Below are 12,653 nucleotides of genomic sequence, written 5' to 3' on the forward strand. Positions count from 1 at the left end.
TATATGCACAGTACACAAAACATGTTAATATCAGATTTCATATAACTAACAATAACTATCGGATACTCATTAAAAAGACAGTATTTATGTAGAACTTTATCTGAATTTATGTTTTCAACATATGATATACCTAAAATATGATGCTATTATCATCTCTATTACACATATACAACCTACATGTACGCACTAGATATAAGACTTATATAAAAACACCTATAGATTAGGGTTTTATGTACTTTCACATTAATTTCATGTCAATATAATATCATCACAAATCCTTATACGTCTTACTTATAAGTCTTATATATACACATTATAAATAAGTCTATAAAAAAAGAGTAATACTTAATAAAGTATTACTCTTTTAACTATAAAGTTTTATATAAAACACTTAGTTTATTGAAAAGAACTTCATAAACCTGTTTCTTATTTACCAACTCATTTCTCTCTCTGTTGTCAACAGAAAGGAAAGGGGATGTTAATGTCATATTATATTTAGTTATCTCTTTTATTAATTCCGTAGTTATTTCTGATATTTGCATGAATAACACATAAAATTGTGATTCACTTTCATTCAATTGGTTAGTTTTATAGTTAAGTTCTACAAACTTGTCAGTATAACTTGTCAATTTCATATCAATATAATCGCTATAACTAACATGTGAAGTCATTATGCTATTAAACTCAGCCACACTAATTAATCTCTTTGTTAGACATAGGTTTACTAAATAAATCCTGTATAATGCTTTAAATGAAATAAAATATTTAGCTCTTTTTTTTATTAATTGGATGTATTCACCGTATTTGTTGATTAAATACCTTAATTGATTAGATTTTATCCTCAAAATTCTACTGACTTGTGCGGTATTATACGTTTTATAAGGATCTAGAGCTGCAAACTTTGTTGGAATAATCTCATGTTCGTTACTTAATGTGTTGGTTACTTTATTATAAAGAAAGTCCGTTTCGAATTCACTTTGTATTATCTTTGTTATTAACCCATATTCTGTGTTCCAATTCCGCATTTTTTCACCCCTTAAATCAAATTGTAACATGCAAAATATGAAATATACACAATTTTCATTTACTTTATTATGTTTATTTACTTATTTCTTTTATGATGTAAATTTTCCTTCTGATTAACAAATACCTCTACAGAATTAAATGCAAGTCTGTTTAATACTTAGTTTCATCTATGCAAAAGTATATTCACTGTACATTTTATCTATTTTTGATACTCTAAACATATATGACGGAATACATATGACGAACCCTTTTTTCATCATTAGAGTTCGTCATATGTCCTCTTATTTATGTCGAAGTATATATGACGAACTCTAATAGTAAATTTTTACTTGATACCATTGAATTTTATTACACACACTTGACGAAGTATTATGTGTTTTTAAATCGAGAGTTCATGAGGGATAATGGGTTACTTTTTTGCAACTTTCAGTTAAAATATACTTTAATTATTTTTATGTTCTGAAATGCTTTATTTATCCAATACTTCTTGGTTTATTTCATGACAATTGTAATCGATTTTATTCAAGTTTCCGTATATTATTTCCATATCAAGGGAGTGTTTGAAATTGAAAAAATCATTTGATCATGCCGTTAAATATATCGTCGGGGAAAATGATCGTGGAGTTTATTTTAATCGTTCTGATATCTTTACAGTTTTATTCTTATATGAACAGCGAACAGTATCTCAAATTCAATTACGTAAATTTTATGAATTGATAAGTGGTGAGCCTATAAGTCGAACTACATTTTCATCAAAGTTAACTAAGTGGACAAAAATGAAATTAATAAAAAAAGAAAATATAAGTGTGAGAAAAAAGCGAGGCTTTACACTGGATTTCGTTTCTATCTCTTCGAAAGGAGCTGAAATATTATATCGGCTAAAATTAATTTCTGATTGTAGTACCTCATTTGTTACTAAAAGGCAATATGAACACAATATAGCAATTACGCAATTTGTATTAAATCTACTTGAAGCAGAATCAAACAATGAACATACCGGTGCAATTGTAGGCGGTAATGGCGATTATCTCTTTCCATTAAACCAAATTGTGAAGCAAAACTTACATTTGCCCAACCTGATGTATTCCGATTCAAAAGATGTTTACTTTTTATACGAAGATGAAGAATACCGTGAAATGTTTCAGCCAGAACTTCAACTCGTTTCCTTCCAACCAGATTTACCTCAACTCGTATATTCATTTCGTCCATCTAAGGAGCTTTATCCTGACTCAAAAGGAAACCCATTAATAATCCCGGATTGGGTTATTACTTGTAACGATTCTATTATCAATATTGAAGTTGATACAGGTTCGGAAAACATTCCGTTTTTAGAAAATAAATTAAAAAAATATCTCGATATTGCTGCTGCAAACCCATCTAAGCGGTATTACGTTTTATTTTCTGTTATTGATGATTCCTACCATACCATTTCTACTTATAAAAAACGGACTACACGTGTTACAAATTTAAAAAGAGCTTTTGGCAATATTCCACGTTTAAGTGTAGTGAACAACCTAAATGTTTACGTGTGTAATATGGGTAGTTCGGCACTTGTAGTAAATAATATTCTTAAAGAAAATCGCGAAATTAATAGTCCAAACAAAGATCATCTACTCAAAAAAGTCACTGAACGTTTAAATATTAACTCCTCTTTCTCTTATTCAACAGAGTGGATATCTAATAAAAATGAAATTCAAGCGAAAGGGATTCAGCATTCGAAACTGCTTGAGCTAACAGATGACATTTTGGTATTACGAAAAAAATCACCTGCTGAAGAAAAAAATTCTTTAGATTACTTAGAAATAGTTTGTATATTAACAATACTTAAGGTAGGGGAGGTTAACACACACTTTAAATTACAACAATTATCAGGATTGTTGGCCATGCAAAATCAACACCGAACACTAAACCCAATTAAGATTCTGGGGATATATGAAGCGGATGAATTAGAGCATGGACAGCAGGCCATTTTTACTGACTTGTATCACAATTCCATAGCACCAGAGAATATTTTATTGGCTACTTCTGCTGAATTGCTAAATTTCACCGCTGCTTTTTATTCGTTAAAGGAGAGGGTGAAACAAGAATTTGGAGAATGCAGTTCAAAAGAATACTGAACTCAATACAACACCAGGTAATGGAGAGAATCCAAAAACAGAAAAGAGCGAAAGAAAATCCTATACTGTCACAATTGACCTTACAAAAAGCTGGAAATATCGTTTAGCAGCTCGCTCATCATACTACGTTATTACATTACTACTGCTAATCGCATGGTATTTTGCATTTAGAGGAATATATAAGTACGCTTCTTTTTGGGCAATTCAAATGGGAGCTCCATTACCTACCTTAAGTATCTTTGGTAATCCGTTCGTTACTCATTATTACATTGAAACTTTTTTTAGCTTTTGGATATTAATTTATACTTGGCAGCTTTCAACTAAGGTTAAGACTTATCAGGAGATAAAACGTAGATGGTTTATTTTCTCGATAATGTTAATTGGTATAGTTGCCCAATACTTATGGGCGTTTAGTGTTCCATTAGCTAAGATATTTATTCCATTCTTACATTCGAAAGCTGGAGAAGTTTCACTAAATGACAAAGGATTAGAGGATACTATACTTTCAAATTTTAGTAATATCATGCACCTTGTATTTGCTATACCTGTAATTACTATTATTCTCGTACTCTTATGGCTCTTTAAGATTTTTTATGAACATAAAAAAGAGCTTTTAGATGAATTCGGAAAATGGGAATACGTGTTTAAAATACCTGGTTGGATGCTTTCCTTTTTGAATGATGATCGTCAACGAAAACTTGCTGCTTCATTACACAGATTTTTCACTGAAAAAAAACCTTCAAAATTACCAGAACCCGATATCTTTCTTGGTCCTAACAGCGCTACACGGGAAATGGCAGTAATACAAGGCAAGTCTTTAACACTTAATATAATGATCATCGGTAACATTGGTACAGGTAAATCAGCTGCACTAGGTTTACCAATAGCTAATCAGATCCTTGATTACATGGCTTCAATGATAAATAACTTTAAAACCTTATATGCAAGAAAAGATTATCATTCAGAGGATGTAAAAGGAACACAGGTAAATGGTCTTACTGTTATTGAACCATCTAATGACTTCTGTGAAAAAGTATATAAATTGGTATTAGCACACAAAATTCCTGAAAGTGTAATTTTCTATTTAGATCCAACAAATCCTGATACCCCTTCAATTAATTTTGTACGTGGTCCAGTTGATAAGGTTGCTGAGATGCTATGTTCAGTATTAACGGGTCTCTCTGATAATGGAGCAGGAAATCCGTTCTTCGTACAATCTGAACGTTCTCACCTTAAACAACATATATATTTGTTAAAACTTCATGACCCTCGGTTTGAAGCTAGATTTGAGCATTTAATTGACATGTATAATGATGCTAACCTTGTTTTTGAAATGCACTTAAAATTAAAAGACCGTCTTCCTAATGACATTGAAGCAATTACTGACAGGGATGAACGAAATCACTGGCGCATTGTAAAACAAGTAGATGAATGGTTTGATTTAAACTATGTACCCGAAATTTCTGGAGGACGTGGTGGGGGAGAAGTAGTTTATCATACTGAAGGCAAATACTATGGTCAACCAAAAATAATAGATAAGCAAGAAACTTTTGTTCGCGGATTACGAAATACTTTGAATGATATATCCGCTCAACCGCTGCTTCGTCGTGTATTATGTGGGCCATCTAATTTTGACTTTCAAAAACATTTGGAATTTGGAGGTATCCTTTTAATCAATACAGCAAAGGGGGAACTTTCTGATCTATCTGATGTATTTGGTAAGTTATGTTTATATGCCGTGCAAAATGCAGTTTTCCGCCGTAAACCTAACGTATCTCCTTACCATCCCGTTTTGGTCGATGAGTTTGCTGATTACATTTATAAAGCATTTAAAAGTTTTCCTGCACAATCACGTAAATATAAAGCACCTCTTATTGTTATTGCACAAACAATTAGTCAATTAGCAATTGAACATGGCCCGAGATTTATGGATATTCTATTAGGTACATTTCGTAACAAACTTGTATATGGCGATGTTACTAATGAAGACGCTAAATTGTTTAGCAAACTTATGGGTACGAAAACTATTTATGAAGCGCGTGAAGGCGATCAAGAAATTGATATGGTCACAGCTGAAACGAAAACACAAAGTACACGTAGAACTTCCTACTCTTATTCGAAAACAGAGGTACCCATTCTTTCTGAAAATGATATATTGATTCAAAAAGCATTTCAGTGCGCTGCTAAAATTGTAAAAGATAACGCTCCTCAAGGAGGAATACAAGTAAACGCAAACTTTGTTCCTGCTACAGAGTTTAAAACAGCTAAAATTCAAGTTGATGCAGAAGCAGCTGCTTATTGGTTAAAGATTCGAGAAGAGTCGTTGAATGCAGAAATTAAATATAATGACTATGTTACAGATACAGATGTTGATAGTGAAGAAAATGTAATTGAGGAATTAAGCACACCTGTAACTGCTCCTACTGCTATAGAAAGTTGGTTACAGACGTTAAATCCTGATACTTACGATTATTATAGTAACGAGGATGAAAATAACAGTGAAGTTGAGGTAACGAATAATCAACCTGTGCAAAATAACTCAAGAAAATCTGCCCCAAAACATGAAAAAGATGACACTACAGTATCAATTCCTGCTAACAATACGACCGAACAAGTAAAAATTAATGCAGTGGTGAATACTCAAAAAGAGAGTGTATCAGCTGCAGGAACACATAGAGAGCCTATTGATTTCAACAACAATGCACCAGTTATTACTGAAACTCAAATAGAAGTGCAAAGGACAAAACATACACCACAGTATAGAGAGCCAGCTTATACATCTACTGTCACTCATAATCAGCAGGAACAGGACATTCAACGAACTGCAGAAATCAACGGTAAAAATACAACTTCTAACCTAACAATGCAATGGTTACAACAACAAATGGCCGCTACTGTTTCTCAAGATGATGAAAATACATTATCTTCAGATAGAACAGAAGAGGGTTCTCGACTTCACAATCGAAAAGTGGCTGAGGTAACTCCAGAGAGTGCAGCAATTAAGGATAAACTCAGTCAATATATCGAAGGTGACATTGATCAGGATTGATACGCTATGTACTATTAAAATATAAAAGTGAATTTTTCTTCTGACTAAAAGGTGTGAATTGTAATTTCACACCTTTTTTTAATTTGCATATTTCCAAAAGGAAGCTTTTTATAAAGCAACAATTGTGGCTTTAAAACAAAGTTTGATAATTTATAAAAAAGTCTGATCGTTTAAAATAAAGTTTGATAATATGTAAAAAAGTTTGATAAAAATCCTGTATTGATGTGCAGGATTTTTTCTTATTCAGCAATCGAGCACGATTGTTGAATAACATTGGTAGAAATGATCAAACTTTTTATAAAAACCAAGCTTAAACCTGCTGGAGAAGACTCCATTTTGATCAACCTTTAAAGCTACAATAGTTAAGGACTTTTGAGATAGCTTCTATTGTTTTGTTCTAAGGGTAGCGACTTCTAAAAATTTCTAGTTTATTGAAATTTTCATTCTACTACTAAAGTTGTAAAAAATCTAGTCAATATGTAGCAAGTATCATTAATTGAAAAAATGTAAAATAAATTTAAGAATCAAAATGTTGAAGGGAGAGAGAAACCAATTGGATAGGGAAAATAATAAAAAACTTGTAATAATCACAGGGGTAACTCAAGGATTAGGTCGTTCATTAATTGACCGTTTTTCTGAACTAGGTTGGTTGATTGTTGGATGTGGTCGTTCCAAAAATAAGATAGAACAAATCAAGAGCCATTTTGACAACAAACATGATTTTCAATCCATTGATGTTTCGGACGATACGGCTGTTAAAGCTTGGGGAGAATATATTCTTCAGCGATACGGTGCACCGGATTTACTTATTAATAATGCCTCTATTGTAAATAAAAATGCAACGCTTTGGACTATTTCTTCAGAAGAATTTGCAAATGTTATGAATATCAATGTGAATGGTGTAGTCAATGTGATAAGGGCATTTGTACCGGCTATGATGCATAATAAACGAGGGGGCATAATCAATTTTAGTTCAAGTTGGGGACGGTCCGGTGAGGCAGAACTTGCACCGTATTGCGCGTCCAAGTTTGCTATAGAGGGTTTGACCCAATCAATGGCATTAGAATTGCCGAAAGAACTGGCAGTAGTTGCACTAGATCCAGGCGGAGGCATTCATACTTCGATGTTACAGTCATGTGCACCAGAGTATGTATCGAGTTCTCCAACAGCTGAAGCTTGGTCACATGTTGCTGTACCGTATATGCTAAGTATAACATCTAAAGACAATGGAAAATCACTTACTTGTCCCATGGTTTCCTAAAGGATTATATCTTTTAGAAGAAGACGTTCCTGCCTGCAACTGTTTTAACTGGACACGAGTACGTATTCTTGAAGAAATAAAACAAACCGGAAAGAGCCAAGCGGTACAAGAGATATCAATGCATATTAAAGCAAACCGTTGTGGATGCGAAGTAAATAATCCTCAAGGTTCTTGTTGTTTAGGAAACGTATCTACGTTTATAAAGCAAGTTGAAAAATAATATTATAAACTTCCGCTTACATCAATTATGTGAATGAAGCAAAAAAATAGCTAGAGCTTATAGTAGTAATCAACCTCAACTCTAGCTATTTTTGTTTATCATATCTGGCGATTCATCCTCCACCTCAAGCGAAGTTTACCTTTGAAATAAAGTCGTACTGTTTATAAAAAAGATGTACCGTTTTAAAGAAAGTTATACCGTTTGCAAAAAAAAAGTGACAACGTTTTATTCCTTTTCGATTAAAGAATTCTAAGTGAGTTTTAATCAAACTTTTTTATAAAAAATAAATCCTTCACAAAATTATACCCACCTATTTTGAACAATCTTTTTTCAAAATGGGTGGGTTTTTTCCATTGTAAAATCAACATTTGTGGCACAATTTTAATTGAACTTCATTCCAAACCAACAATTGAGATGGTTGCACGATGTTTTTTAATATAAAACATAATATTCAGTTTTTATTTGAATTTAAAAATAAAAAGGCTCTAGCAAAATGTGCTAGAGCGAAGAAAATGTTAACGAAGGAATGACTTCTTTAGATAATTAGATTTTAACACAATTACAATTTAAAATAAATATATATAGATAGATTTAATGGATGTACAACAAATAAACTTGTATAAAGGCACAGACCAATTGTTACACATATTGGTGGCTGCATTGTAACATAGATGATAAGGAATTTATATGCAGTGATACTTTGCATACTCTCTATATCTTATTTTGAGATAATTTGGTCATGGTAAAAAGGAGAAGGGGGAGTAGTAATGAAAAATCATATAAAAGCTAATGGGAGGTTACTTCAATCGAATAAGAAGTGGTCCCATCTTAAACAAAAACAGCGTGAGGATATTTCGAATTGGCTGAGGGAGGCATATATAACTAAGGTGGCAACCTATAATCGAAGGCTAAAACCAGCAGAACATGAGGATGTTTTAGAACAAGTACTAGCAAAAATTCACGAGCGTGAAATATGGATTCCTGAATATGAAGTAGTGAGGTATTATAAAGGGAAAATAAATAAATGGTATAACAAGATACAACCAAATGAATTGGATGAGTAAAAAAACAATTGGATTATTCCCAATTGTTTTTTTATAAACTGATGCTCCATACTTTCTATTCGAATTGTCTTTTTTCTAGTCGTTCAATAGCCTCGCGTTTCTTCTCATTGTTTATATTTGTATAAATACTAGTAACCTCAACAGAAGTATGACCAAGTTGATCCCGAAGCAATACCAGGTCCTTGTTTTCCTTATAGTGATTCGTAGCGTATGTGTGACGTAATTTGTGTGGGCTGCGTTTTTCATCAAATGCACTTGTATACTTTTCCACTAAGTTCTGTATAGCACGTACGGAAAGTTGCGTGTATTTTCCCTGGTACCTTGTTACAAATAAAATATCTTCTTCAGGCGGACACTGATATTTCTCATGTCGTACTCTTATATACTCTTGTACATCATCCAAACTTGTTTGAGTTGCAAGTACAGAGGACTTTTTATTCCCTTTACGAGTCACCTTAATCGTTCTCTGACGAAAGTTTATGTTAGATAGGGAAAGACTAGCTAATTCGGATACGCGAAGTCCTGTGCCTAAAATAAGGCTTATTAGAGCAATATCACGCTCTTTATCTCGTAAAAAATAATTATACTTACGTGTAGAGGTTTCCTTTAGGAGAATTTCATAGTCATTTGCTAAAAATCTCAGAAATGTAACATCCTCATTGTCATTAAATATCATGTTAGCTACATCATCGGCTCTTGCTGCAGCATCCACTTTTTCTTTATGTAATTCTATTTTGTCCATAACATTACGTGTAAGATAGCTTTTTCCATATTCATCTTCTGTATTTTGTGATAAGTATTTAAAAAGCGATTTCAAAGCCGAAAACGTTCTATTTATTGCTCTTGTTTCAATTTCCTCACCTTTAAGATACATATGGAAGCGATTCACTTCATTTAAGGGCAGCGTCTCTAAGGATTCGATGGGGATATCACATATATTAGTCACAACGGTTCCATTTGCAACTGCTAATCGTTTTTGAATCATCCATTTAAAGAACTTTTCATATTCTGTAATATATCCGTATAGAGTAGCAGGGGAGAGGATCGTCTTCATTTCTAAATATTCAATTACATACCAGGGCATGTTATTCTTATGTTTTTCAATCAGCGCTTTAAAGCGTTCTTTTTCTCTATTACTCATGTTGTACACCTCGAATCTTTTAGTTAATAGTAGAGTATTGCTACAGAGATAGAAAAATACCTTTTTATTTAGGTCTATTAAGTTATCAGTAGATACTAAACAACAAAGTAAAGTTTTATAACTTATTTATAAAAATAAGAGAGAGGCATCAAAAATTAATTTGATACCTCTAATATACTTAATTTTATCATATTCGACAATGTTCGCGTTAAATACACTTTTAACGAATAGTTATACTAAGTAGATTTAATGTGAATTTAGTTATATCGATTTTTCTATAGTAAATTTATTATGCAAAAAGTTTTCAAGTTTATTAAAGTCGGTTGAAGAGTAGAGAAGGCTCATGCCATCTATGAATTCAATTTCTACCTGTATACCTCCTTCATTAGGAACACAAAGGTGTGAATCCTTATATAGCTGGAACATTTGCCATGGTACGGCATTTGTTATATGAAACTTTTCTCTAAGTATTGAACAATGTCCCTTTGTTGATTGCTGTTGTACCGGGAAAGCGTAATTTCTATAAAGGGGTGCTGAATGCTTAGAGTAGTCTTTCACTTTTGTAGAAAAATAACATATGCCATCATAATCAGATTGTCTAATCCATTGTAGTAACAATTGTGAAATAATATATTCAGGTTTAAATGAATCATTTGTATTTTTTACACGTATCGAACAAGCGGCTATTAAAGGCCAGAATACAAGATAAGAAGTCATTTCTTCATATATTTTGTTCATATCTGAATTACTAAAATGCTGATAATTTGATATGAACCGTTCAATTGCTTCAACTGGAGGAGTAGATAAGTCTAGGTAGCTAATATCTTTTTCTAACAAAAATAGTGAAGTTTGAATTGTATTTAAATCCGGTTTGTTAAGTTCTTCCCAACATGTAAGAGGAGTGCTTCCTAAATAAACGCAAGGTAGTCCTGGAATACTGTATCTATTTGTACTTACTAAACCTCGAAGTTCAAATGGAATATGAAACATTTCCTCACTTGAATAAGTATGATTAGTCCCCACACGCATTTTATATAGAGTACCTCTTAATTGATTTGTAAATATAAGGAAATAGTTAAGATACCCAGTTTCCTCCAAGTTGTCGACTATAGCACCCTTTAATGTAGAAAAAGCTATATTTGGAAACCCTTTATAATATTCCTGTATAGATACAAGGATTTTTTCACATAATTCTTGTACATTTAATAAATCACTATCTTTAATCAAATTCTCTGTATCAGGTATTATACTAAAGACTTTTTTTAGTTCGTTTAAATAGTTGTCAAAAATTCCTTTAAGATATCCCACAAAATCATTACTTGTCCTTTGTAATGGTAGCTTACCAACTTCCGATAATAAATCTATGAAAGGTAGCACTTTAATAACCCATCTGGTTAAATAAATAATTCTTTCATGGGACTTAAATAGATCTGCAGATAAGGATATTATATTTTTATTATTATCAATAGGTTTTACTATGCCAGGACCTTTATTCAAATGCGGTTTGTTATGTAGACTTAAATAGAGTTTATACGCTTTATGTGCCTGTTCATCACTAACAATATCACATTCACGTATTTCATAAAGCTGCATGGCTGCTTTGATTTGTTCTATATGTAATTTCAAAATTTAAATCACGTCACCTTCATATTAATAATATTCTATATTTATATTATACCAAACAACATCTCCTATTCCACCATATAAGTATTCGTTAAATTTGGATTTAACGCGAAGATAAAAAGTAAGGTATATCCCCTTTTCTTTTTGTAGAAATGTGTAGAAAGACATGAAAATGGATACTTTTTAGACAAGAAAGTAGATACTCTCGTTCATGTAATAATTTTTGAAGACAAAAATATATATTGATTGTTGATTATTAGACGTTTCTTCGATAAATCATTAATATATACGTAGTATAATTTGGGTTAGAAAGTACCTACTTTCTTGCCTTTAATATAGGGACATGAAAGTAGATACTAAATGAACTACTTTTGTTGTTAATTCATCATTTCACGCTATAAAATTAGTTCCCACTTTCATGTCTTTCTACAAAATGTATGTACAACGACATGAAACCCTAAACTATTACGACAAGAAAGTCTAAACTTTCACTATTTGATACATGAGTCTATTTTACATAACTTTTGAAAAATACATTCTTGCATAAAAAAGAAGCATAAAATGCGAAGTTATGCTTCTTCTTATAAATAAAATTTCCGATAAACACCTTTTACGGTATGTAATTTCAACACACCGATTAAAACTTTGAACGCATTCTAAATAACCCTGGTATATTGCAAGATATAATTCCTCAACTATCGACTGCCTTTATTTTTTATCATTACTTTTATCAATTCTATATACAGAATCACTAGTGTTGCATAAATAGAGATTGAAAATTCTAATTATTAACCTCTACGGTTCAAAACCAAAAAAGGAAACATCCAAATAAAGGTGGACCTATCAATTTGGTTTTTATTTACAATTAGACTGGAGTGACATCGACATTTCTCTTGTTACGGTACAACTTTTCCTTGGATTTTCCGAATCCAAATATGTGCTGATTTCCAAAGCACCGCTTTTAAGTACCGGCTAATTTGCAGGATTTTGCGTTTACTCTTCGTTTTAGTCTGCGCGAGAACATGAAGGCAATAAACGATGAGCGCAATGAATACTTGATTATGAATCGCCCATTTACTGTGACCGTAGAACTTTTTAATGTGTAAATGTTGTTTGATCCATTTGAAAAACAATTGTCGGGTAAAGAACTGG

At 32.1% G+C, this 12,653-nt stretch carries 7 protein-coding genes and 1 pseudogene; 4 read left to right on the plus strand and 4 right to left on the minus strand.

The genetic code is table 11. The features are described from left to right. Positions 1-368: 368 nt before the first annotated feature. Positions 369-1,055 (minus strand): hypothetical protein, encoded by a 687-nt coding sequence (locus tag V7183_RS22130; protein ID WP_335360849.1) that lies wholly within the window; start codon positions 1,053-1,055, stop codon positions 369-371. Between the two features lie 537 nt (positions 1,056-1,592). Here V7183_RS22130 and V7183_RS22135 point away from each other — a divergent pair. The 4 genes from V7183_RS22135 (at position 1,593) to V7183_RS22150 (ending at position 8,737) form a co-directional block, all read left to right on the plus strand. Further along, positions 1,593-3,143, plus strand: coding sequence for a replication-relaxation family protein (locus V7183_RS22135; protein WP_335360850.1), 1,551 nt, complete (start codon positions 1,593-1,595; stop codon positions 3,141-3,143). Next, on the plus strand, positions 3,115-6,192 hold the full coding sequence (locus V7183_RS22140; protein WP_335360851.1) for a type IV secretory system conjugative DNA transfer family protein: 3,078 nt from the start codon (positions 3,115-3,117) through the stop codon (positions 6,190-6,192). The genes V7183_RS22135 and V7183_RS22140 overlap by 29 nt, the downstream gene beginning before the upstream one ends. 529 nt (positions 6,193-6,721) lie before the next feature. Continuing rightward, complete coding sequence (locus V7183_RS22145) at positions 6,722-7,453, plus strand: SDR family oxidoreductase (RefSeq protein WP_335360852.1); 732 nt, start codon at positions 6,722-6,724, stop codon at positions 7,451-7,453. 987 nt (positions 7,454-8,440) lie between these two features. Beyond that, positions 8,441-8,737: a transposase gene (locus V7183_RS22150; RefSeq protein ID WP_335360853.1), complete on the plus strand. Its 297-nt coding sequence runs from the start codon at positions 8,441-8,443 to the stop codon at positions 8,735-8,737. Between the two features lie 55 nt (positions 8,738-8,792). Here the strand turns inward: V7183_RS22150 and xerS are convergent, their stop codons facing one another. The 3 genes and pseudogenes from xerS to V7183_RS22165 form a co-directional block, all read right to left on the minus strand. After that, positions 8,793-9,878 carry a tyrosine recombinase XerS gene (gene xerS, locus V7183_RS22155; RefSeq protein WP_335360854.1) on the minus strand — a complete coding sequence of 362 codons (1,086 nt, stop codon included), beginning with the start codon at positions 9,876-9,878 and terminating at the stop codon, positions 8,793-8,795. A gap of 261 nt (positions 9,879-10,139) precedes the next feature. Further along, the gene (locus tag V7183_RS22160) at positions 10,140-11,504 is read right to left on the minus strand and encodes a hypothetical protein (RefSeq protein WP_335360855.1); all 1,365 of its coding nucleotides are present in this window, start codon (positions 11,502-11,504) and stop codon (positions 10,140-10,142) included. Positions 11,505-12,397: 893 nt separating this feature from the next. Beyond that, positions 12,398-12,653: pseudogene (locus V7183_RS22165) on the minus strand (IS4 family transposase); the annotation flags it as partial.

The organism is Bacillus sp. JJ1127 (assembly GCF_036965845.1).
Lineage (GTDB): Bacteria > Bacillota > Bacilli > Bacillales > Bacillaceae_G > Bacillus_A.

Excerpts from the sequence above, each read along its gene's own strand:
- V7183_RS22130 (WP_335360849.1), bottom strand. The coding sequence starts at position 1,055 with ATGTTACAATTTGATTTAAGGGGTGAAAAAATGCGGAATTGGAACACA.
- V7183_RS22145 (WP_335360852.1), top strand. The coding sequence starts at position 6,722 with ATGTTGAAGGGAGAGAGAAACCAATTGGATAGGGAAAATAATAAAAAA.
- V7183_RS22150 (WP_335360853.1), top strand. The coding sequence starts at position 8,441 with ATGAAAAATCATATAAAAGCTAATGGGAGGTTACTTCAATCGAATAAG.
- xerS (WP_335360854.1), bottom strand. The coding sequence starts at position 9,878 with ATGAGTAATAGAGAAAAAGAACGCTTTAAAGCGCTGATTGAAAAACAT.